This window comes from Sodalis sp. RH19, assembly GCF_047324215.1.
In the GTDB taxonomy this organism is placed as follows: domain Bacteria; phylum Pseudomonadota; class Gammaproteobacteria; order Enterobacterales; family Enterobacteriaceae; genus Acerihabitans.
This window is the reverse complement of sequence record NZ_CP178734.1, coordinates 2,659,505-2,681,614: the sequence shown is the minus strand read 5'-3', so window position 1 is coordinate 2,681,614 and position 22,110 is coordinate 2,659,505. Positions and strand designations below refer to the sequence as shown.

The window sequence follows — 22,110 nt, the reverse complement described above, 5'->3', positions numbered from 1 at the left end:
ATCAAACACCCGGCCGGCGATTTATTTTACACTGCGTAATAAATACAACCCCAGCGGTTCATAAGACAAAAAGCCAGCGCAATTTGAGCTCGCGCCCTGGCGCGGGCGGATCCGGCATTATTACTAGGAGCATTCATCATTATGTTTAAGAACGCATTCGCCAACCTGCAAAAAGTAGGTAAATCGCTAATGCTACCGGTATCCGTATTACCGATTGCCGGCATCCTGCTCGGCGTCGGTTCCGCTGAATTCAGCTGGATACCCGCCGTTGTTTCCCATGTCATGGCGGAGGCCGGCGGTTCGGTTTTTGCCAATATGCCGTTGATTTTCGCCATCGGCGTGGCGCTGGGGTTCACCAATAATGACGGCGTTTCCGCCCTGGCGGCGGTAGTGGCCTACGGCATCATGGTGAAAACCATGGCGGTAGTGGCGCCACTGGTTCTCGGCCTGCCGGCGCAGGAAATCGCCGCTAAGCATCTGGCCGACACCGGCGTATTGGGCGGCATTATTTCGGGTGCCATCGCCGCTTATATGTTCAATCGGTTTTACCGCATCAAGCTGCCGGAATACCTGGGCTTTTTTGCCGGTAAACGTTTCGTGCCGATTATTTCCGGCCTGATCGCCATCCTGCTCGGCGTCGTTTTATCCTTTATCTGGCCCCCGATCGGGTCGGCCATCCAGGACTTCTCCCAATGGGCGGCATACCAGAACCCGGTGGTGGCCTTCGGCATCTACGGCCTGGTGGAACGCGCGCTGGTGCCTTTCGGCCTGCATCATATCTGGAACGTGCCGTTCCAGATGCAGGTGGGCGAGTTCACCAACGCCGCGGGCCAGGTGTTCCATGGCGATATACCGCGTTATATGGCGGGCGACCCCACCGCAGGCAAGCTGTCCGGCGGCTTCCTGTTCAAGATGTACGGACTGCCGGCCGCCGCGATTGCCATCTGGCATTCGGCTAAACCGGAAAACCGCGCCAAAGTGGGCGGCATCATGATTTCCGGCGCGCTGACCGCATTCCTGACCGGCATTACCGAACCGATTGAATTCGCTTTTATCTTTGTGGCCCCCATTCTTTACGTGATCCACGCCATCCTGGCGGGCCTGGCGTTTCCTATATGTATCCTGCTCGGCATGCGTGACGGCACCAGCTTTTCCCACGGCCTGATCGACTTTGTGGTGCTGAGCGGCAACAGCAGCCGCATTTGGCTGTTCCCGGTGGTGGGTATCCTCTACGGCCTGGTTTACTACACCCTTTTCCGGGTATTGATTGTCAAACTGGATTTGAAAACGCCCGGCCGTGAAGCGACAGGCAGCCAGCAGATCGCCCAGGGCGGCACGGAAATGGCGGGAGCGCTGGTCAAGGCGTTCGGCGGCCGGGACAATATCACCAACCTGGATGCCTGCATTACCCGTTTACGCATCAGCGTGGCGGATATTTCCAAGGTGGACCAGCCAGGGCTGAAATTGCTCGGCGCGGCCGGCGTGGTCGTGGCCGGCTCCGGGGTACAGGCGATATTCGGCACCAAGTCGGATAACCTGAAAACCGATATGGATGAATATATGCGCCATAGCGTGTCATGATGGCGCTATAACGCGTGCGGCAGTACCACAGGGGGGCGAAGGCCTCCCTTATAGTCTGCCGATAACATGTGCACGCCATTGATGCTTTTGCCCACCGTACCCGCGCGTACCGTCCCTCGCTGTAATAAAACCATCCCAAGGTTGAAATAATGGGGGTAAGTCGCTCATACTCCATGCACTAACCTGTTTTGATACAAGGAAAGATGTCATGGCTGAAGAAACTATTTTCAGTAAAATTATTCGCCGGGAAATACCCTCGGAAATCGTTTACCAAGACGAACTGGTTACTGCCTTTCGTGATATTACCCCCAAGGCGCCAAGCCATATCCTGATCGTACCCAATATCCTGATCCCAACCGTAAACGACGTTACCGCCGAACACGAGGCGGCGCTGGGCCGCATGTTTACCGCCGCCGCCAAAATTGCCCGGCAGGAAGGCATCGCCGAAGACGGCTTTCGCCTGATAGTCAATTGCAACCGCCACGGCGGCCAGGAAGTCTATCATCTGCATATGCATCTTCTCGGCGGCAGGGCGCTCGGTCCGCTGGTGAATTTTTGAGCGGCCGCAGGGCGATGGGACACACAAGCAATCGGGGAGGCCTATGCGTTTTACGCCGCCGTTTTTAGCCATGCTGCTGCTTATCACGGGTTGTACCGCCAGTCATAACAAGACGCTGATGATTAACGATCGGCAGACGCTGATTATGGATCCGTCGGTAATGACGGCCGGGATTACCGCCGAAGCGCCCACCATCGGCGACGACCAGGGCCGCCGCCGTGCGCACGCCACGATCGGCAACGGACAGGATCATGCCGTTACCGTCAATTACCGGTTTTATTGGTACGACCCGCAGGGTCTGGACGTACTGCCTTTCCCCGCTACCCGTACACTGGTGATCCCGCCGGGCGCCGATGTCACCGTTGAATCCATCACCGGTAATCTCGAGGCCAGGCGCGTTCGCCTCTATCTGTTTTTGTAACCTATGTTTGAGTGATGGATGATGAAAAAGTATCTCTTTGTCGCATTAGCCGCGCTGGTGCTGACCGGATGTCCGACGCGCGCGCCGGAACCGGAGCAGCCGCCCGCCACTATTGAACCGGCCCAGCCGGTGCCGGCGCCTGAGCCGGTTCCGTCGCAGCCACAGCCGCAGCCGGTACCGCAGCCGCCTAAGCTCAGGACTCTGGATTGGCCGGCAAGCGTCGCGCCGCTGGTCAAGCAAATGCTTGGCGCCCAGGGGATCGCGCCTGGCAGCGTACTGTTGATCAATAGCATGAAAAACAATACCAATGGCAGCATACAGACCGGCAAAGCTACCGCCGCAATCTACAGCGCCCTGGCGGCGGATAAGACCTTTACCATCATCAGCCAGGACCAGATGGCGTCGGCCAAGCAGACCCTGGGACTGTCGGTGGACGATAGTCTGGAGTCGCGCAGCAAGGCGGTAGGGTTGGCGCGCTATCTCAATGCGCAATATGTGCTTTACAGCGACGCCAATGGCGATGCAAAACTGCCCGACATCGAGATGCAGTTAATGCTGGTGCAATCCGGCGAGATTGTCTGGTCGGGTAAAGGGCTTGCGCAAGAGTAGCGTCTCCCTTGATGTTCTGTTGACGCAGGTGCCGGCGATGAATGTCGCCGGCCGGAGGGTGGCGCCGGTGCATGGCCTGACCGGCGCCAGCTGGCGGGTCAGCGCCGCGGGTGGGGATCTCATCGCGCGGGAAGCGACGCCGTCTGAACGGCTGCTGGGCGTGGACCGGCGGCGGGAATATCGCCTGCTGCGGCGCTTGCCCGCCGGCACCCCGGCGCCAAAGCCGCTGGCCGGTACGGCGCAATGGCTGCTGTTGGAGTGGCTTGCCGGGGAATGCCTGACGCCGGCCGGGTGGCAGGCGGCGGTTGCCGGAGGCCAGCTTGCCGCCGTGCTGGCGCAATTGCATCGCGGGCCGCGCCACGGTTATCCTATTGCCCTGCGGGCCCGGTACGCCGCCTACTGGCAGGCCAGCGATCCGGCGCGCCGCTGTCCGGCCTGGCTGCGGCTGCAGCAGCGGTTTATGCGCGCCAAAATGCCCGCGCCGCTGTGCTGCGCGCCGTTGCATATGGATATCCACCCCGGCAATGTGCTGCGCGCGCCTGACGGCGGGCTGCGGCTGATTGACTGGGAATACGCCGGCGACGGCGATATCGCCCTGGAACTGGCGGCGCTGTTTCGCGGCAACGGGCTGGACGAAGGTCTGCAGGCGGATTTCCTGCGCGCCTACCAGGCCGGCTCAAGCTCCCCTGGCTATGCCACGGCCGTTCTCCGGCGGCGCATTGCCGCCTGGGCGCCGTGGGTCGATTACCTGATGTTGATGTGGTACGAAGTCCGCTGGCGGCAAACGCGCCAACGGCATTTTTTGCGGCATGCGGCGCCGCTGCGCCGCCATTTGGGTTTACCGTTTTGAACGAGGTTGTCGTGGGTCCATTGATGTTAGATGTCGCCAGCTATGAGTTGGATAACGAAGAGCGTGAAATATTGCAGCACCCGATGGTGGGCGGCGTGATTATTTTTACCCGCAACTATCACGATCCCGATCAGCTGGCAGCGCTGGTAGCGCAAATTCGCCGCGCGTCGCGCCAGCGGCTGGTGGTGGCGGTGGACCAGGAAGGGGGCCGGGTACAGCGTTTTCGTGAAGGATTTACCCTCCTGCCCGCCGCCCAGGCGTATGCGGCGCTGCGCCCCATGGCGCAGGCGACGGCCCTGGCCCGCGACGCCGGCTGGCTGATGGCGGCGGAAATGACCGCCATGGATATCGATATCAGTTTTGCGCCGGTACTGGATATCGGGCATGGCAGCCTGGCTATCGGCGAACGCGCCTTTCACCATCAGGCGGAGCCGGCCATCGAGCTGGCGGAAAATTTTATCGCCGGCATGCATCAGGCCGGCATGAAGGCCACGGGCAAGCATTTCCCCGGCCACGGGGCGGTGACCGCCGACTCGCATAAGGAAACGCCCGTCGACGGCCGTCCCCTGGACGAGATTCGCGCCCATGATATGCACGTCTTTACCACGCTTGTCGCGCGCGGCGCGCTGGACGCCATTATGCCCGCCCATGTGGTTTATACCGAGGCGGACCCCCTGCCGGCCAGCGCTTCCGCTTTTTGGCTGAAGACGGTTCTGCGCCGCGAGCTGGGTTTTGCCGGTATTATTTTTTCCGATGATCTCTCCATGGAAGGCGCGGCGGTGATGGGGGGCTATGCCGAGCGGGCGCAGGCTTCGCTGGATGCCGGCTGCGATATGATTTTGGTGTGCAATAACCGCGCCGGGGCCATCAAGGTGCTGGATAATCTGTCACCGATCAAAGTCGACGTTCTCGAGACGTTATACCATCGGGGAGTGATTTCCCGTAAGGAACTGCTCGGCTCCACGCGCTGGCGGCAGGTGCATCAACAGCTTACGCTGCTGGGAGCGCAGTGGGCCGAGGAAAAACAGCGGCGGATAGAATTCCCGGACCACTGACGTTCAGCGTCCGGACTTATTGAGCGACGAGGATAGTGATGATTATCTATTTGCATGGTTTTGATTCCAACAGTCCCGGTAATCATGAAAAAGTGCTGCAGCTTCAGTTTATCGACCCCGATGTGCGGCTGATAAGCTACAGCACCCGTCATCCACGCCACGATATGCAGCATCTGTTAAAAGAAGTGGACAAGATGCAGCAACTGACCGATGACGAGCGTCCGCTGATTTGCGGCGTCGGACTGGGCGGGTTCTGGGCGGAGCGCATCGGGTTCCTGTGCGACATGCGCCAGGTGATCGTTAATCCGAATTTATTTCCGGATGAGAATATGCCGGGCAAAATCGATCGTCCGGAAGAGTACGTGGATATCGCCACCAAATGCGTGGAGAACTTCCGCGAGAAAAACCGCGACCGCTGCCTGGTGTTGCTTTCGCGCAATGATGAAGCCCTGGACAGTCGCCGCAGCGCGGCGCTGCTGGCGCCGTTTTACGAGATTATCTGGGATGAGGAGCAAAGCCATAAATTCAAAAATATCGCCCCCCATGTGCTGAGGATCCAGAGTTTCAAGGCGCTGGGTTAAGCGCCCCGGCCAACCGGCATCAGGGCGCCTGTGCGCGGGTGCCCGGTTGCGTTTTTATTCTCTGCCTTATTAGGCCAAAATTGATTTATATCAATTTTGGTATGACCAAATGACCCTTCATGGTAATCTTGCAGCAACAACAGTTTATTTGAAGGTAACCACGTGTTTTATAAGGGTATTTATTTTTACTCTTAGTTAACGATTGGTTTACATTTGGAGGTTATTTTGTCATTACCCCTGAAGCAGATTGTTATCGTTGGCGGCGGCGCCGGCGGCCTGGAACTCGCCACCCGTTTGGGATCCGCCTTGGGCCGCAGTAAAAAGGCGGACATCACCCTGGTGGATCGCAATCACAGCCATTTATGGAAACCTTTGCTGCACGAGGTGGCCACCGGTTCGTTGGATGAAGGCGTAGATGCCATCAGCTACCTGGCCCATGCCCGCAATCATCACTTTTTTTTCCAGATGGGCAGCCTGAGCAATATTAACCGCGACGATAAAACGCTGCAGCTGGATGAAATCCGCGATGCCCACGGCGATCTGCTGGTGCCGGTGCGCCAGCTGCCTTATGACATCCTGGTGATGGCGCTCGGCAGCGTATCCAACGACTTCGGCACCGCCGGGGTGAAGGAAAATTGTATTTTCCTCGACAATCCCGCGCAGGCCCAGCGGTTCCATAATGAAATGCTCAATCTGTTCCTGAAGTTTTCCACCCAGCCGCACGGCCCGGATGAGCGCGTGAATATCGCCATCGTCGGCGGCGGCGCCACCGGCGTGGAACTGTCGGCCGAACTGCATAACGCGGTTCAGGAATTGCACAGCTACGGGTTTAAAGGCCTCGATAACCAGGCGCTGAACGTAACGCTGGTCGAGGCGGGCGAGCGTATCCTGCCGGCGTTGCCCGCGCGTATTTCCGCCTCGGCTCACCATGAGCTGGGAAAAATGGGCGTCCGGGTCCTGACCAAGACGCTGGTGACCAGTGCCGGGCCAGGCGGGCTGACCACCAAGGACGGCGAGTTTATCCCGGCGGAACTGATGGTGTGGGCGGCCGGCATCAAAGCGCCGGATTTCCTGAAGGATATCGCCGGGCTGGAAACCAATCGCACCAATCAGCTGGTGGTGACGCCCACCCTGCAAACCACCCGCGATCCCGCGATTTTCGCCATCGGCGACTGCGCGTCCTGTCCGCAACCCGCCGGCGGGTTTGTGCCGCCGCGCGCCCAGGCCGCGCACCAAATGGCGAGCCGGGCGTACGCTAATATCCTGGCGCTGTTAAAAGACCGGGAACTGAAACCCTATGTCTATAAGGATCACGGCTCCCTGGTATCGCTATCCCGGTTCAGCACCGTGGGCAGCCTGATGGGCAATCTGATGCGCGGCTCCATGATGATAGAGGGCCGTATCGCCCGCGCGGTGTATATTTCTCTGTACCGCATGCATCAAGTGGCCCTGCACGGCCTGTTCAAAACCGGGCTTATCGTGCTGGTGGGGCGGATTAACCGTGTGATCCGGCCGCATTTAAAACTGCATTAATTGCAGGCAGGCATTCCCTCTGATACGGCTGCGCCAGGTTCGGCGCCAGCCTGCCGCCGGGCAGGAAAATCTGCCCGGCTAATGCCTCTGCGCCCCCTTTCCCTGCAATATGCCCAAGCTGACGCGGCAATCACACGGTTTGCGGCGCTAACATATTGTATTAGCAATGCTTACCCTTAGCATAAAACGCCGATAATGGCGCTTAAACCCCTAGGAATTATCCCAAACTGGCTTTGGCGCATGCATAAATGCCCTATTTTGGCTATTAGTCTTATTGCCGCTGTCGCCTGCTTTGTGCAGACTTCGGTTCATCCGGTGGGCGAATCACGCACGCCGTGCCGGAGGAGTCCATGAGTTCCGTTTTGCGCTAGCGTCCGGAGAGGGCCGGCAGTCATTAACCCAGGCGTAGTTAGCGTAATCGACTGCCTCTGGGATCCGGTTGCTGCCAGTGAATGCGTGGGTTATTACTTCAGGAGGATTTCCCATGAATAAATCAATGTTGGCCGGTGTCGGTATCGGGATTGCCGCGGCGTCAGGGATTGCGGCGGTTGCCGGACTGGATGTGTTCTCCTCTGGTCCGCGATATGCGCAGGTAGTCACGGCAACGCCAATCAATGAAACCATTAAAACCCCCCGCCAGGAATGCCGGAATGTCGCCGTTACCCATCGCCGTCCGGTGCAGGACGAAAATAAAATCGCCGGTTCTTTGCTCGGCGCGGTGGCGGGCGGCGTCTTAGGGCATCAGTTCGGCGGCGGGCGCGGCAAGGACGTGGCCACGGTGGCGGGGGCGCTGGCGGGCGGATACACCGGCAACCAGGTACAGGGCAATCTGCAAAATCGCGACACCTATACCACCACCCAGCAGCGCTGCCAGACGGTTTATGATAAATCGCAGAAGCTATTGGGTTACGATGTTACCTACAAGATCGGCGATGAACAGGGGAAAATCCGCATGGATCATGATCCAGGCACGCAGATTCCCCTGGATGGCAAAGGCCGTCTGGATTTGAACAAACAGGTCTAGTACCGCAATCGCAACAGCGCCGGTGGCCGTCATCCGCATCGAGCCGCTGCGTGACTGCCCGGGACAAGCCGTCCGGGCAGTCACGGACTCAGGCGGGAACCTGATGTTGATCCAGTCCCGCCAGCAGTTGATCCACATACTGCAGTCGTTCCAGCCGTTCCGGCAGTGGCTTGATGAATTTCAGCCGCGTCGGGCCGTCGAGACGGAAGGTCTTGGGATCGCGCTGCAGCAGGCCGATAAGATAGACCGGATCCACGGTGTTTTTCTCGCTAAATTCAATAAACCCGCCTTTTTCATTGCCCTCGATGCGTTTGATACCCAGTTTGCGCGCCCGTTGCCGCAGGCCGGCGATATCCAGCAGATGACGCGCCGGATCGGGCAACAGCCCAAAGCGGTCGATCAATTCCACCTTCAGCTCTTCAATTTCCCGGGTATCGGGCGCGCTGGCGATGCGTTTATAGAAAGATAAACGTGTATTGACGTCGGGAATATAGTCTTCCGGCAACAGGGCGGGCATGCGCAGCTCCACATCCGTGAGCTGGCTGGTTAAATCCTCCAGCGAGGGTTCGCGCCCGGCCTTGAGCGCGTCCACCGCGCTCTCCAGCAGTTCCATATATAATGAAAACCCAATGGTTTGCAACTGGCCGCTCTGGTCTTCTCCCAGCAGTTCGCCGGCGCCGCGAATTTCCAGATCGTGGGTGGCCAGGGCGAAACCCGCGCCCAGATCCTCCAGCGACGCAATGGCCTCCAGGCGTTTTAACGCATCCTGGCTCAGGGCCTTGGGCGGCGGGGTCAGCAGGTAGGCGTAGGCCTGGTGATGGGAGCGCCCCACACGGCCGCGCAGCTGGTGCAATTGCGCCAGCCCGAAATGGTCGGCGCGCTCGATGATAATGGTATTGGCATTGGCGATATCAATACCGGTCTCAATAATGGTGGTGCAGACCAGGACATTGAAACGCTGGTGATGGAAATCGTTCATCACCCGCTCCAGATCCCGTTCCCGCATCTGGCCGTGGCCGATGGCGATACGTGCTTCCGGCACCAGTTCCTGCAGGCGATGGGTGGCTTTTTCAATATTTTCCACATCGTTGTACAGATAATAAACCTGCCCGCCGCGCAGCACTTCGCGCAGGATAGCCTCGCGCACCACCAGGCTGTCGTATTCGCGCACAAAGGTTTTTACCGCCAGCCGGCGGGCGGGCGGCGTGGCGATGATGGACAGATCGCGCATACCGCTCATGGCCATATTCAGGGTACGCGGGATGGGCGTGGCGGTCAGGGTCAGGATATCCACATCGGCGCGCATCGCCTTGATGCGTTCTTTATGGCGCACCCCGAAGCGATGTTCCTCGTCGACAATCAGCAGGCCCAGATCGCGCCATTTAATCTCGTTTTGCAGCAGCTTGTGGGTCCCTATCAGGATATCCACCTTGCCGTCGGCGGTCTGCTCCAGGACCTGGGCCTGATCCCTGGCGCTGCGAAACCGGGAAATCATCTCGATGCGTACCGGCCAGTTGGCGAAACGATCGCGGAAATTATCGAAATGCTGCTGGGCGAGCAGGGTGGTCGGCACCAGCACGGCCACCTGCTTATGATTCTCAATGGCCAGGAACGCGGCGCGCATCGCCACTTCGGTTTTGCCGAACCCCACATCGCCGCACACCAGGCGGTCCATGGCCAGAGGCTGGCACATATCGCTTAACACCGCGTTAATCGCCTGTGCCTGGTCGGGCGTGGGCTCAAAGGGGAAACCCTCGCAAAACAGCTGGTAATTCTCGCGGTTTTGTCGGAAAGCAAAGCCCACCTTCGCCGCCCGTTGCGCATAGATATCCAGTAGTTCGGCCGCCACGTCGCGCACCCGTTCCGCCGCTTTCTGCCGCGCGCGCGACCAGACGTCGCCGCCGAGCTTATGCAGGGGCGCGTTCTCCTGGGCGCCGCCGGAATAGCGGCTGATCAGATGCAGCGAGGAAACCGGCACATACAGCTTATCGTGGCCGGCATAGGTCAGGATCAGGTACTCGGCCTTGATGCCGCCGGCTTCCAGGGTGGTCATGCCGCCGTAGCGGCCGACGCCGTGTTCCAGGTGCACCACCGGCTGGCCCGGATGCAATTCCGCCAGGTTGCGGATCAGGGTATCGGCATTAATGGCGCGGCGGTTATCCTGACGCCGCCTGCTTACCCTTTCCCCCAGCAGGTCCCCTTCGCATATCAGGGCGCGCCCGCGGAACTGATCGATGAAACCGCGTTCGCTGGCGCCGATAATCAGGTAGTTGCCGGGGCCTTGGGCATCATCGAGCCGGGCGATTAATTTGGGGTTGATCTTGATGCGCGCCAGCAGTTCCTGCAGCGTTTCGCGCCGTCCCTCGCTTTCCACCGAAAAAATCACGCAGCCGTCGAACTGCTCGCAGAACCGGCGTAATTTATCCATCGGCGCTTTGTTTTGCGCCTCCACCGCCAGGTCCGGCAGCGGCTGATATTCCATATTGATATTGGCGGCTTTCGCGTCCAGCCGCTCGCCGATCAACTGTACCCGCGGCCAGTTTTTCAGCTCGCTGAACAGCCCGTCGACCCGTAGCCACAGCATTTCGGGCGCCACCAACGGCCGCATCGGGTCCACCCGGCGGTTTTCATAACGCGCCACGGCATCCGCCCAGAACCGCCCGGCCCCGGCTTCCAGATCGCCGGTATTGACCAGCAGGGTATTGGCGGGCAGGTAGCTGAACAATGCCGGCAGCGGTTCGCTGAAAAACAGGGGTTGCCAATATTCGATGCCCGGAGGCAAGGTGCCCTTGCTCACCTGCTGGTAGATATGCTCGGCGTCGCGCCGGACCTCGAACTGTTCGCGCCATTGGCTGCGGAACAGCTCAATGGCCGTTTTGTCGGTGGGAAACTCATGGGCCGGCAACAGGTTTATCTGATCCACTTCGTGCAGGGTGCGCTGGCTGTCGACATCAAAAATGCGCAGGCTGTCGATTTCATCATCGAAAAAATCGATCCGGTACGGTTCTTCGCTGCCCATGGGATAAAGATCGAGCAGGGCGCCGCGCGTGGCGTACTCTCCGTGCTCCATGACCTGATCCACGCTGCGGTAGCCGGCCTGCTCCAGCTGCGCGCGCAGCTTGTCCCTGGAGAGGCGCTGGCCTTTTTTCATCACCAGCGCGTGGCCGTGCAGGAATGAATGGGGGCATATCCGTTGCATAAGGGTATTGATCGGCAGGATAATGACCCCGCGATCCATGGCCGGCAGTTGATATAATGTCGACAATCGATCGGATATGATTTCCTGGTGCGGGGAAAAATTGTCGTAAGGCAGGGTTTCCCAGTCGGGCAGGGTGATCACCGGATGGCGCGTAAACTGCCGGATTTCGTCGTGCAGGCGCAGGGCGTTTTGCATATCCGGCGCCACCAGCATCACGGGACCGGGGTAGCGATCGACAATGGCGGCGCATTCGACGGCGCAGGCGGCGCCGGTGAGTTGACCCAATAAACGTTGTTCACCGGGTTTAGTGGGTAAGGTATAACGATATTGTTCGGACATAAACAGTGGTCAGATCTCTTCTCTTGCGCCGGGGCCAATACGATATGGACTATGGCGAAACGTGCGTGCATTGAGCATGATGGCTTATGTTAGGCAGCCTAACAAGAATAAAAGCCGGCGGTAGCGGCGGTTAGTAGTTCCATAATAGGGTACGACCCTTTATTATCCTTGATCACTTTGCTTTGGCAACCGGCATCCAAACGGAATTCAATGTATCAACCTGTCGCATTATATATTGGCCTGCGCTACATGCGCGGGCGGGCATCAGACCGCTTCGGGCGCTTTGTCTCCTGGCTATCCACCATCGGCATTACCCTCGGCGTCATGGCGCTGGTCACCGTATTATCGGTGATGAACGGCTTCGAGCGCGAGCTGGAAGGTAACATTCTCGGCGTCATGCCCCAGGCATTGATTACCACCCCCGGCGGCTCGCTTGATCCTAAACGCATTCCGCCCTCGGCGCTAGGTGCGCTTAAGGGCGTCAGCCGTATCGTGCCGCTGACCACCGGCGACGTGGTGCTGCAAAGCGCGCGCAGCGTAGCCGTCGGGGTCATGCTGGGCGTCAATCCGCAGGATCCCGAACCGCTGGCCCGCTACCTGGTTAACATCCATATGGATGCGCTCCAGCCCGGGAGTTACCAGGTTATCCTCGGCGAACAGCTGGCGGGACAACTCGGCGTGAAACGCGGCGATCAGCTGCGGTTAATGGTGCCAGGCTCAAGCCAGTTTACGCCGATGGGCCGCATTCCCAGCCAACGCCTGTTTACCGTGGCCGGCACCTTTGCCGCCAACAGCGAGGTGGACCAATACCAGCTGTTGACCAACCAGCAGGACGCCTCGCGCCTGATGCGCTACCCGGCCGGCAATATCACCGGCTGGCGCCTGTGGCTGCAAAAGCCCCTGGACGTCGAGGCGGTCAGCCGCCAGCGGCTTCCCGAAGGCACCCAATGGAAGGACTGGCGCGAGCGCAAAGGCGAGCTGTTCCAGGCGGTGCGCATGGAAAAGAACATGATGGGCCTGCTGCTGAGCCTGATAGTGGCGGTGGCGGCGTTCAACATTATCACCTCGCTCGGCCTGCTGGTGATGGAAAAACAGGGTGAGGTGGCCATTCTGCAGACCCTCGGCCTGACCCGGCGCCAGGTGATGCTGGTGTTTATGGTGCAGGGCGCCGGCGCCGGCATTATCGGCGCCCTTCTGGGCACCGGCCTGGGCGTGCTGCTGGCCAGCCAACTGAATAATTTAATGCCGGTGATCGGCGCTTTCCTCGATGGCGCGGAGCTGCCGGTCGATATCGACTCACTGCAGGTTGCCACCATCGCCGTGCTGGCGATGGTCGTGGCGCTACTGTCCACGCTTTATCCTTCCTGGCGCGCGGCCGCCGTTCATCCCGCTGAGGCTTTACGTTATGAATAATGCTCCTTTGTTGCAGTGTAACAATTTGAGTAAGCGTTACCAGGAAGGCAAGTTGTTTACCGATGTACTGCGCGACGTGTCCTTTTCGATGCTGCCGGGCGAGATGATGGCCATCGTCGGCAGTTCGGGCTCGGGTAAAAGTACCCTGCTGCATTTGCTCGGCGGCCTGGACGAGCCGACCTCCGGGGAGGTGATTTTTGAAGGCCAGCAGCTGACGGCCTTATCCTCCCAGGCGCGCGCGGAGATCCGTAACCGCCGGCTGGGGTTTATCTATCAGTTCCATCATTTGCTGCCGGATTTCACCGCGCTGGAAAATGTCGCCATGCCGCTGCTTATCGGCGGCACCACGCCGCAGCAGGCAAAGGCTACCGCGCGGGAAATGCTGGCGTCGGTCGGGCTGGATAAACGCGGCCATCACCGTCCTGCCGAGTTATCCGGCGGCGAGCGGCAGCGGGTGGCGATAGCGCGCGCCCTGGTCAACCATCCGGCGCTGGTGCTGGCCGACGAGCCTACCGGCAACCTGGATCAGCGCACCGCCGACAGTATTTTTGAACTGCTGGGCGAACTGAATATGCGCCAGGGCACCGCGTTTTTAGTCGTCACCCACGATCTTCACCTGGCGCGGCGCCTGAACCGTCAGTTGGAAATGCGCGACGGCCAGCTGCGGCGGGACGGCGACCTGCTGGGGGCGCAGGAATGAGGGGATTTCCGCTTTCGTTGCAAATTGCGCTGCGTTTTAGCCGCGGCCGGCGTCGCGGCGGCATGGTGTCGCTGATTTCGATTATCTCCACCGTCGGCATCGCGCTCGGCGTGGCGGTACTGATTATCGGCCTGAGCGCCATGAACGGCTTTGAGCGTGAATTGAATAACCGTATTTTAGCGGTAGTGCCGCATGGCGAAATCGAGCCGGTTAACCCGCCTTTTACCGACTGGCCGGCGATATTAACCCGGATTGAAAAAGTGCCGGGCATCGCCGCGGCGGCGCCCTACATCACTTTCACCGGCCTGGTGGAGCGGGGTGTTAAGCTCAAGGCCATCCAGATCAAAGGCGTCGACCCGCGGCAAGAGTCCAACCTGAGCGCGCTGCCGCGCTATGTCCAGGATAATGCCTGGCAGGCGTTCAGCGCCGGTAAGCAGCAGATCATTATCGGACAGGGGGTGGCGCAAGCCCTGGATGTCAAGCAGGGCGACTGGCTGACCGTGATGATCCCCAACAGCGATCCGCAGATGAAATTGCTGGAGCCAAAGCGTATCCGCCTGCAGGTGAGCGGTATCCTGGCGCTCAGCGGCCAGCTGGATCACAGCTTTGCCATGGTGCCGCTGGCGGATGCCCAGCAGTACCTGGATAAAGGCCAGGACGTCAGCGGCATCGCCATTAAGGTGAATAATCCCTTCATCGCCAATAAGCTGGTGCGGGACGCGGGCGAGGTGACGAAAACGTATGTGTATATCCGCAGCTGGATGGGCACCTACGGTTATATGTACCGGGATATCCAGATGATCCGCGCCATCATGTACCTGGCCATGGTGCTGGTGATTGGCGTGGCGTGCTTTAACATTGTTTCCACGCTGGTGATGGCGGTTAAGGATAAAAGCACCGATATTGCGATATTGCGTACCCTGGGCGCCAAAGACCGCTTAACCCGTGCTATTTTTATTTGGTATGGCCTGCTTGCCGGCCTTACGGGCAGCCTGAGCGGCGTGGTGGCCGGCGTGCTGGTGGCGCTTAACCTCACGGATGTGATTAAAGGGATCGAACGTTTGCTGGGGCATAATTTATTATCCGGTGATATTTATTATATCGATTTCCTGCCAACCGAACTGCATTGGCTTGACGTGGCGATCGTGCTGGGCACGGCGCTGCTGCTTAGCCTGCTGGCCAGTTGGTATCCGGCGCGGCGGGCCAGCCGTATCGACCCGGCAAGAGTGCTCAGCGGTTTATAAACGCCTTGCGGCCTATCCGTGCCATGCATTAAGGAATCAGCAGCATGCGTATTCATCGCCGGTTAATCCGGTTTCGTAAAAGTAAACGGCTCAGGCAGCAGCGATTGCGCTCACGTATTTTTCACCGTGACACCATGGCGGTAACCAAGATGAAAAAACCTTTTGTAGTGGTGCTTACCGGCGCCGGGATCTCGGCTGAATCGGGTATTCGTACTTTTCGCGCCGCCGATGGCCTGTGGGAAGAGCATCGGGTCGAGGATGTCGCCACTCCTGAGGGCTTCCAGCGTAACCCGCAGCTGGTGCAGGCGTTTTATAACGCCCGCCGCCGCCAGCTGCAGCAGCCGGAAATCAAGCCCAACGCCGCCCACGTGGCGCTGGCGGAGCTGGAGCAGATGCTGGGCGATAATTTTCTTTTGGTCACGCAGAATATCGATAACCTGCACGAACGGGCCGGCAGCCGGCGCGTGATCCATATGCATGGCGAATTGCTCAAGGTGCGCTGCGTCAGCAGCGGCCAGATTATCGAGTGGACCGACGATATTACGGAAACCGACCGTTGTCATTGCTGCCAGTTCCCGGCGGTGCTGCGTCCGCACGTGGTCTGGTTTGGCGAAATGCCGCTGGGCATGGATGCCATATACGACGCCCTTGGCAAAGCGGATTATTTCCTGGCGATCGGCACCTCCGGCCATGTTTATCCGGCGGCGGGGTTTGTCCATGAGGCGCGAATAAGCGGGGCCAGGACGGTGGAGCTCAACCTCGAGCCCAGCCAGGTGGAGAGCCAGTTCGAGGAGCGGATTTACGGTCCGGCGAGCGAATGTGTGCCGGCATATGTGGCGCGGTTTATTGAGGGCTTTGTGGAGCAGCGGGGATAAATCGGGACGCTGTAGCGCGTTGAGGAGAATTGCCGCTGCCAGGGATTGGGACGCGCGGCGAGGGTAAGGTTTGCTTTGGGCTTGGTCGGGATCTGGTCGTTCGGCGAGGGTTTCGCTTGCCATGACTGCGCCAAGGGCAAAACCTGTCCCGCGTCACAATGCTTATTGAAGCGCCCGGTCTGAGGTTTTATTCGTGTCGGTCTTCTCGATGGCGCCAGGATTAAACGCCATTTCATTACAAAAAAGCGATATATTACGACGGCAATATTACTGTCGCCTACGGCGAAAAATTATAAAAAGCCTATTAATTAAAATATAATGCTTAATTAAAATGGTCCCAGAAGACTCTCCCTACATCAATAACTGCGAGCCGCACCATTGCCTGTCCTGCGCATTATCTCATCCAGCCTGCGCAATCAATTATTGACATTCCTCACATTTTCTTTACAAACCCAGAATGTTTTATTGCTTAGATATCAATAGGTAAAGCATTATTTTTTAAATTGTGAAGATAAATTGTTGGATATTAATTAATTTCATGTTACAAAAATTTATGATTCGTTTGGCTCGTTTGTTTTTTTTACTATAGGAATATCTGGAGATAAAAATGAAAAAGGCTGCTTTTGGCTTGATGGTGGTACTCGCGCTTACAGCTTGCTCGGGTGGAATGATGGGAGGGGAAGATAAGTTCAGCACATCTTACGTTGAGTCTCATATTATCAAGGGTAAAACCACGCAACAGCAAGTTCAAAGTTTGTATGGCGTACCGGATTCAAATGAGAAATCATCCAATGGCGTCACCTGGGTTTATCATAAAAACGGCGCGCTAAGCGATGCATCCAGTTTAACCGGTTTTATTCCTGGTACCGGCGCGATTTCCAGTGCCCTAGGATTGGCTGGTACAGCCAGCTCAGCCTCTTCTCAAGCTAACAAGGTATCTGGGAAAATGAGCGGCAATACTGAAATCCACGGCAATCGTTTCTATGTCACCTTTGATAATAATAATATTGTGGACTACTGGAGTCTAAATTAACTGTTATATCAGTGGGGAAATACGTGCAGGCGGTGCGAAAGTCTGGTCCTGCAAGACAGTATTTCCACAGACTTGCCTAAGGTCATCAATCTGATTTTATTTTTGATGTTGATGTTGATGTTGAGGTTGACCTTGACCTTGACCTTGACCTTGACCTTGACCCGGCATCAAGCGCGCTGACGGCAGGGCGGACGACCGGACGAGCCGCAGGGAGGCGGCGAGAGCACGGTTCGCGCCGGGAGCGCGTACCGTGCGGTCCCAGGGGCGGCAGCCGGGACGGAAGGCACCGCGCAGCGGCGCGCGATCTGCCGGAAGCCCGGGATTCGAAAGGGCCGGGGCGACTGCCGGCCCTTCGTCGATTGCCCGCACGGGCCGACATACTCCGCCCCGCTGACGGCAAGCGAAACCTCCCCCAGCCCACATATGCCGCCCGCTGACGGCAAGCGAAACCTCCCCCAGCCCACATACGCCGCCCGCTGACGGCAAGCGAAACCTCCCCCAGCCAACACACGCCACCCCGCTGACGGCAAGCGAAACCTCCCCCAGCCAACACACGCCACCCCGCTGACGGCAAGCAAAACCTCCCCCAGCCAACACACGCCACCCCGCTGACGGCAAGCAAAACCTCCCCCAGCCAACACACGCCGCCCCGCTGACGGCAAGCAAAACCTCCCCCAGCCAACACACGCCACCCCGCTGACGGCAAGCGCAACATCCCCCAGCCAACATACGCCGCCCCGCTGACGGCAAGCGCAACCGCCGATCCCAGCCTACACACTATATGCCCCCCGCAGGCTGCCAATGGCATTCTCCGGCAACACCCCTTTCCCGCCAGGATATAAAATCATGCTTCAGGTCAAACCCCGCCGGTTTAGGTTCTGCCGGCAAACGGAATACGCTATGCTTAGGCAATTATGCTTTTTTGCAGGTCAAAACCATGAAAACTGACCTGACACAATATTTGCAAAATCATCGCTACCCATAATAGGTGCCAGTGATGCGACAGGCGGAAAAAATGGACAAATTACTCGATCGTTTTCTACATTACGTTTCCATCGATACCCAATCAAAACCGGGGGTTAAACAAGTCCCCAGCACCGAAGGGCAATGGAAACTGGCTCATGTGCTGCAGGAAGAGCTGTCCGCCCTGGGATTTGAACAGGTGACATTAAGCGATCATGGCTGCCTGATGGCGACGTTGCCTGCCAATGTCGCCTGGCCGGTGCCGGTTATCGGCTTTATTTCCCATATGGACACCGCCCCGGATTTTACCGGCAAACATGTCAATCCGCAGATCGTCGAGAATTATCGCGGCGGTGATATCGCCTTGGGCAACGGTGATGAAATACTCTCGCCGGTAATGTTTCCTGTTTTGCATCAGCTGATGGGCCATACCCTGATCACTACCGACGGCAAAACGTTGCTTGGGGCCGACGATAAGGCCGGCATAGCGGAAATCATTACCGCTATGGTGCGCATCAAGGAGAAACAGCTGCCCCATGGCGATATCCGTATCGGCTTTACCCCCGATGAGGAAGTCGGCAAAGGCGCGCAGTTTTTTGATGTCGAGCGTTTTGGCGCCCAGTGGGCCTACACCATGGACGGCGGCGGCATCGGTGAGCTGGAATATGAAAACTTCAACGCCGCGTCGGTGCTGGTAAAAATTGTCGGTAACAACGTGCATCCCGGCACCGCCAAAGGGGTAATGGTGAATGCCTTGACGCTGGCCACGCGCTTTCACCAGCGCATGCCCGCCGACGAAACGCCCGAGGCTACTGAAGGCTACGCAGGTTTTTATCACCTGAACAGTATGAAAGGCAGCGTCGATCGGGCGGAAATGCATTATATCGTGCGTGATTTCGACCGTCAGCGTTTTGAAGACCGCAAGCAGTTTATGATCACCACCGCCGAAGAACTGGGGAAGGGGCTACACCCGGATTGCTATATCGAACTGACTATTGAAGACAGTTATTACAATATGCATGAGCAGGTGGCGCAGCATCCGCATATCATCGAGCTGGCGCAGCAGGCCCTGCGCGATTGCGGTCTGGAACCGATAATGAAACCGATCCGCGGCGGCACCGACGGCGCTCAGCTGTCGTTTCGCGGGCTGCCGTGTCCGAATTTATTTACCGGCGGGTATAACTACCATGGCAAACATGAATTTGCCTCGCAGGACGGCATGGAAAAAGCGGTGCGGGTGATTATGCGCATCGCCGAGCTGACCGCGTTGCGCGCGAAAGGCCTGCCGCATAAGGCATAACGAAAAAGCCCGGTGGAAACCGGGCCTGGTGTACGTCGGCTTGCAGCGGGTTTGACAGCAGCAACCCCCGCTACGGCGCTTCAATCCCTCGTTTTAGTTCTTGAAATACCAATAGCCGCTATTGATCAGCGCCGTCAGCAATGCCAGGAACGAAGGATCGTCCAGCGCCGCGCCAAACTGCGCGCCGCTAATGACATAAGCGCCGGCCAATACGGCCAGCGCCTGTTTATGCTGGGTGACAATCTGTTCGCCGTTGACATAACACTCTTCGCCAACTTTTAATACGCGCAGGCCGCCGAGACGGTGCAATTGGTCGCCCTGTTGCAGCAGATCGTATATTTCGCCGGCCTGGTAAGGCGGTTCCGGCGGGGCGATATCCAGCTCATGGCGCGACTGGGAAATAAACTCGCCAAACCAATGATTAAATCTGTCCGGCTGCTGAACCAGATCCATCATCATGGCGCGCAGCGCATCGATCTCCTCCGGCAGAACGGCGGACGGGTCGGCGCGCGGTGTCAGGGTGGGATCGCTATAGCGTTGGCTGCCCAGTTCCTGCGCCAGGACATAATCGGCAAAACCGCTGACCAGCTCACGGCCGCTGGGGGCGCGAAAGCCTACCGAATAGTTAAGCGCATTTTCCAGCGAATACCCTTCGTGCGGATAACCGGGCGGAATATACAGCATGTCTCCCGGCTCCATTTCTTCATCAATAATGGCGTCGAAAGGTTCTACCTGCAGCAGATCCGGATGTGGGCTGTGCTGTTTCAGCGCCTTTTTATCGCCAACCCGCCAGTGACGACGGCCCTGTCCCTGGATAATAAACACGTCGTACTGATCAAAATGAGGGCCGACGCCGCCACCGGGCACGGCGAAAGAGATCATCAGATCATCGATCCGCCAATCGGGCAATTGGCGGAAAGGGCGCATCAGCGCGGCGGAAGGTTCATGCCAATGGTCGACGGCCTGGACCAGCAGGGACCAGTTGGTCTCGCTCAGTTTATCAAAACTCTCAAAAGGCCCATGGCTGACCTGCCAGCGCCCGTCCTCATGGCTGACCAGGCGGCTGTCGACCTCGGTTTCCATTGCCAGGCCCGCCAGTTCATCCGGCGTTAAGGGATCGATAAAATTCTTGAAAGCGCGTTTAATGATGACCGGCCGCTTTTGCCAGTAGCGCTGTAAAAAGTCATTCCAGTCAAGATCGAGTTGATAATCCATAGCCTATTCCACCGTGAGGGACCCTGTCTGGATTATAACGGAAGCCGGTAGGCTACGGGGGTTAAATTATCCGACATGCCGCAAAATACCGCTATAAAATAGGCCAAGGACGCGCTTCTTTATCAAAATATAGGCCGCTTGCGTAGATCAGTCGTCGTCCTGGTAACCCTGCTGGCGCTTGAAGATCACTTCCACCAGGGCGCCCCCCAGCGCGCTTTCGCCGACGATGATATCGCCCTCATATTGCTCCAGGATTTCCGCCGCAACCGAGAGACCCAGGCCCTGTCCCGGACGCAGGGTATCGGCGCGCTGACCGCGCTTGAAGATCAGGGTGCGTTTAGAAGCGGGAATGCCAGGTCCGTCGTCTTCGATAAGCAGGTGCAGCTCTTTTTCGTTCGCGCGCGCGCTGATCTCGACAAATTCCAAACAATATTTACAGGCATTGTCGAGGATATTGCCCATCACCTCCATGAAGTCGTTCTTTTCGCCGATAAAGGTCAGTTCAGGGGAGATGTCCAGTGAAATGGAGACCCCCTTGCGCTGATACACTTTGTTGAGCGCCGAGCACAGGCTGTCCAACAGCGCCGGTACGGAATGCAGTTCGCGGCTGAGCACGTTATGATCGGAATGCACGCTGGCACGGTGCAGGTAATAGCCGATTTGCTGCGAGATACGACTGATTTGCTCCAGCATGATCGGTTCCACCAGCTCGATATTGGTTTCCCTCCCGGTGCGCAGGGAGCGCAGCGTCGTCTGCAGCACCGCCAGCGGCGTTTTCAGACTATGGGTGAGATCCGACAGGGTGGAGCGGTATTTTTGGTAACGCTGGCGCTCATTGTTCAGCAGAATATTCAGGTTGCGCACCAGAATGCCCAGTTCGCGCGGCGGATTTTCATCCAGCCGGTCCCGTTCGCCGCCCTCCAGTTCGCGGACCTGCTGCACCAGGTCCTTGATCGGGCGCAGGCTCCAATGCGCTGCCAGCCACAGCAGCGGCACCACCAGCAGCAGGTTGGCCAGCAACACATAGCTGAACCACTCCCAGACCAGGTCGGTGCGCTGCAGTTCATGGGGAATGGTATCCACCACCACGATGGTCAGCGGGGGCAGCCGCCCGGTCGCCGGGTAACGATTCACCGCCACCGAGTGCGTCAGCGCGTTGCTGTCGCTGCTGTCGAAATCTTTCAGTTTGTCCTGCGCGGTGGGATTGTCGCCCAGCACCGCGCTGCTGGTGCGGGTATCGGTATCCAGCTCGAAATAGCCGGTTTTCGCCAGCCACTCGGGTTTCAGCCGTGTTTCCAGGGCCGGCACATAGCGCTGGCGCCAAAGGATTTGGCCTTTATCGTCATAGATGAGCACCAGGGCGGCAAAGTTAATGTCGATGTTGGGGGGAACGGCGATAGTCAGCTGGTTGTCTTTCCACTGCGCCAGGCTGAAGAACAGATTGCTTTCACCGCGCAGAAGGCGAAACGAGGTTTTGTCAAAGCTGACGCTGTAGCCGATGACCGCCACCATGCCGTAGCATAAGGAAAGCGCCAGAACCACGCAGGCGGTAGCCAGCAGGAATCTGACGCGAAGCGAGAAGGGCTTCTTATGTTGATAAGGGAAGTGGGCCATAG

General features: G+C 58.2%; 18 protein-coding genes. 15 read left to right on the top strand and 3 right to left on the bottom strand.

The features are described 5' to 3' along the window. Positions 1–141: 141 nt before the first annotated feature. From ptsG to ACL2XF_RS11995, 9 genes are all read left to right on the top strand, one after another. Positions 142–1,581: a PTS glucose transporter subunit IIBC gene (gene ptsG / locus ACL2XF_RS12035; protein ID WP_410015747.1), complete on the top strand. Its 1,440-nt coding sequence runs from the start codon at positions 142–144 to the stop codon at positions 1,579–1,581. A 208-nt stretch (positions 1,582–1,789) separates the two neighbouring features. Further along, on the top strand, positions 1,790–2,140 hold the full coding sequence (hinT, locus tag ACL2XF_RS12030; RefSeq protein WP_410015746.1) for a purine nucleoside phosphoramidase: 351 nt from the start codon (positions 1,790–1,792) through the stop codon (positions 2,138–2,140). Between the two features lie 43 nt (positions 2,141–2,183). Then, a complete protein-coding gene (locus ACL2XF_RS12025) occupies positions 2,184–2,561 on the top strand; it encodes a YcfL family protein (RefSeq protein ID WP_410015745.1) in 378 nt (125 codons plus the stop codon). A gap of 21 nt (positions 2,562–2,582) precedes the next feature. Beyond that, positions 2,583–3,170: a penicillin-binding protein activator LpoB gene (lpoB, locus tag ACL2XF_RS12020; RefSeq protein WP_410016580.1), complete on the top strand. Its 588-nt coding sequence runs from the start codon at positions 2,583–2,585 to the stop codon at positions 3,168–3,170. Further along, positions 3,157–4,020, top strand: coding sequence for a phosphotransferase (locus tag ACL2XF_RS12015; protein ID WP_413722433.1), 864 nt, complete (start codon positions 3,157–3,159; stop codon positions 4,018–4,020). The genes lpoB and ACL2XF_RS12015 overlap by 14 nt, the downstream gene beginning before the upstream one ends. A gap of 11 nt (positions 4,021–4,031) precedes the next feature. Further along, positions 4,032–5,075: a beta-N-acetylhexosaminidase gene (nagZ, locus tag ACL2XF_RS12010; protein ID WP_410015743.1), complete on the top strand. Its 1,044-nt coding sequence runs from the start codon at positions 4,032–4,034 to the stop codon at positions 5,073–5,075. A 38-nt stretch (positions 5,076–5,113) separates the two neighbouring features. Next, a complete protein-coding gene (ycfP, locus tag ACL2XF_RS12005; protein ID WP_410015742.1) occupies positions 5,114–5,656 on the top strand; it encodes an alpha/beta hydrolase YcfP in 543 nt (180 codons plus the stop codon). 225 nt (positions 5,657–5,881) lie between these two features. Then, the gene (locus ACL2XF_RS12000; protein ID WP_410015741.1) at positions 5,882–7,189 is read left to right on the top strand and encodes an NAD(P)/FAD-dependent oxidoreductase; all 1,308 of its coding nucleotides are present in this window, start codon (positions 5,882–5,884) and stop codon (positions 7,187–7,189) included. A gap of 484 nt (positions 7,190–7,673) precedes the next feature. Beyond that, a complete protein-coding gene (locus ACL2XF_RS11995) occupies positions 7,674–8,213 on the top strand; it encodes a glycine zipper 2TM domain-containing protein (RefSeq protein ID WP_410015740.1) in 540 nt (179 codons plus the stop codon). Between the two features lie 88 nt (positions 8,214–8,301). Here the strand turns inward: ACL2XF_RS11995 and mfd are convergent, their stop codons facing one another. Continuing rightward, positions 8,302–11,751 carry a transcription-repair coupling factor gene (gene mfd, locus ACL2XF_RS11990; protein ID WP_413728666.1) on the bottom strand — a complete coding sequence of 1,150 codons (3,450 nt, stop codon included), beginning with the start codon at positions 11,749–11,751 and terminating at the stop codon, positions 8,302–8,304. A 210-nt stretch (positions 11,752–11,961) separates the two neighbouring features. Between mfd and lolC the strand changes: the two genes are divergently transcribed. The 6 genes from lolC to pepT all read left to right on the top strand — a co-directional run bounded on the left by lolC (position 11,962) and on the right by pepT (position 19,279). Next, positions 11,962–13,164, top strand: a complete 1,203-nt coding sequence (lolC, locus tag ACL2XF_RS11985; RefSeq protein WP_410015738.1) for a lipoprotein-releasing ABC transporter permease subunit LolC — start codon at positions 11,962–11,964, stop codon at positions 13,162–13,164. After that, complete coding sequence (lolD, locus tag ACL2XF_RS11980; RefSeq protein ID WP_410015737.1) at positions 13,157–13,864, top strand: lipoprotein-releasing ABC transporter ATP-binding protein LolD; 708 nt, start codon at positions 13,157–13,159, stop codon at positions 13,862–13,864. The genes lolC and lolD overlap by 8 nt, the downstream gene beginning before the upstream one ends. Beyond that, positions 13,861–15,108, top strand: a complete 1,248-nt coding sequence (lolE, locus tag ACL2XF_RS11975) for a lipoprotein-releasing ABC transporter permease subunit LolE (RefSeq protein ID WP_410015736.1) — start codon at positions 13,861–13,863, stop codon at positions 15,106–15,108. Before lolD ends, lolE begins: the two co-directional genes overlap by 4 nt. 44 nt (positions 15,109–15,152) lie before the next feature. Then, entirely contained in the window at positions 15,153–15,983 is an 831-nt protein-coding gene (gene cobB, locus ACL2XF_RS11970) for a Sir2 family NAD+-dependent deacetylase (protein WP_410015735.1), read from the top strand. A gap of 607 nt (positions 15,984–16,590) precedes the next feature. Then, entirely contained in the window at positions 16,591–17,016 is a 426-nt protein-coding gene (locus ACL2XF_RS11965) for a hypothetical protein (RefSeq protein WP_410015734.1), read from the top strand. 1,015 nt (positions 17,017–18,031) lie between these two features. Beyond that, positions 18,032–19,279 carry a peptidase T gene (gene pepT / locus ACL2XF_RS11960; RefSeq protein WP_410015733.1) on the top strand — a complete coding sequence of 416 codons (1,248 nt, stop codon included), beginning with the start codon at positions 18,032–18,034 and terminating at the stop codon, positions 19,277–19,279. A gap of 93 nt (positions 19,280–19,372) precedes the next feature. Here the strand turns inward: pepT and ACL2XF_RS11955 are convergent, their stop codons facing one another. Together ACL2XF_RS11955 and phoQ are read right to left on the bottom strand one after the other, a co-directional pair. After that, positions 19,373–20,494, bottom strand: coding sequence for a JmjC domain-containing protein (locus tag ACL2XF_RS11955; RefSeq protein WP_410015732.1), 1,122 nt, complete (start codon positions 20,492–20,494; stop codon positions 19,373–19,375). 147 nt (positions 20,495–20,641) lie between these two features. Continuing rightward, on the bottom strand, positions 20,642–22,108 hold the full coding sequence (phoQ, locus tag ACL2XF_RS11950) for a two-component system sensor histidine kinase PhoQ (RefSeq protein ID WP_410015731.1): 1,467 nt from the start codon (positions 22,106–22,108) through the stop codon (positions 20,642–20,644). Positions 22,109–22,110: the final 2 nt, after the last annotated feature.

Excerpts from the sequence above, each read along its gene's own strand:
- mfd (WP_413728666.1), bottom strand. The coding sequence starts at position 11,751 with ATGTCCGAACAATATCGTTATACCTTACCCACTAAACCCGGTGAACAA.
- lolE (WP_410015736.1), top strand. The coding sequence starts at position 13,861 with ATGAGGGGATTTCCGCTTTCGTTGCAAATTGCGCTGCGTTTTAGCCGC.
- ycfP (WP_410015742.1), top strand. The coding sequence starts at position 5,114 with ATGATTATCTATTTGCATGGTTTTGATTCCAACAGTCCCGGTAATCAT.
- cobB (WP_410015735.1), top strand. The coding sequence starts at position 15,153 with ATGCGTATTCATCGCCGGTTAATCCGGTTTCGTAAAAGTAAACGGCTC.
- ACL2XF_RS11955 (WP_410015732.1), bottom strand. The coding sequence starts at position 20,494 with ATGGATTATCAACTCGATCTTGACTGGAATGACTTTTTACAGCGCTAC.
- phoQ (WP_410015731.1), bottom strand. The coding sequence starts at position 22,108 with ATGGCCCACTTCCCTTATCAACATAAGAAGCCCTTCTCGCTTCGCGTC.
- ACL2XF_RS11995 (WP_410015740.1), top strand. The coding sequence starts at position 7,674 with ATGAATAAATCAATGTTGGCCGGTGTCGGTATCGGGATTGCCGCGGCG.
- lolC (WP_410015738.1), top strand. The coding sequence starts at position 11,962 with ATGTATCAACCTGTCGCATTATATATTGGCCTGCGCTACATGCGCGGG.
- lpoB (WP_410016580.1), top strand. The coding sequence starts at position 2,583 with ATGAAAAAGTATCTCTTTGTCGCATTAGCCGCGCTGGTGCTGACCGGA.
- hinT (WP_410015746.1), top strand. The coding sequence starts at position 1,790 with ATGGCTGAAGAAACTATTTTCAGTAAAATTATTCGCCGGGAAATACCC.
- lolD (WP_410015737.1), top strand. The coding sequence starts at position 13,157 with ATGAATAATGCTCCTTTGTTGCAGTGTAACAATTTGAGTAAGCGTTAC.
- ACL2XF_RS12025 (WP_410015745.1), top strand. The coding sequence starts at position 2,184 with ATGCGTTTTACGCCGCCGTTTTTAGCCATGCTGCTGCTTATCACGGGT.
- ACL2XF_RS11965 (WP_410015734.1), top strand. The coding sequence starts at position 16,591 with ATGAAAAAGGCTGCTTTTGGCTTGATGGTGGTACTCGCGCTTACAGCT.
- pepT (WP_410015733.1), top strand. The coding sequence starts at position 18,032 with ATGGACAAATTACTCGATCGTTTTCTACATTACGTTTCCATCGATACC.
- ptsG (WP_410015747.1), top strand. The coding sequence starts at position 142 with ATGTTTAAGAACGCATTCGCCAACCTGCAAAAAGTAGGTAAATCGCTA.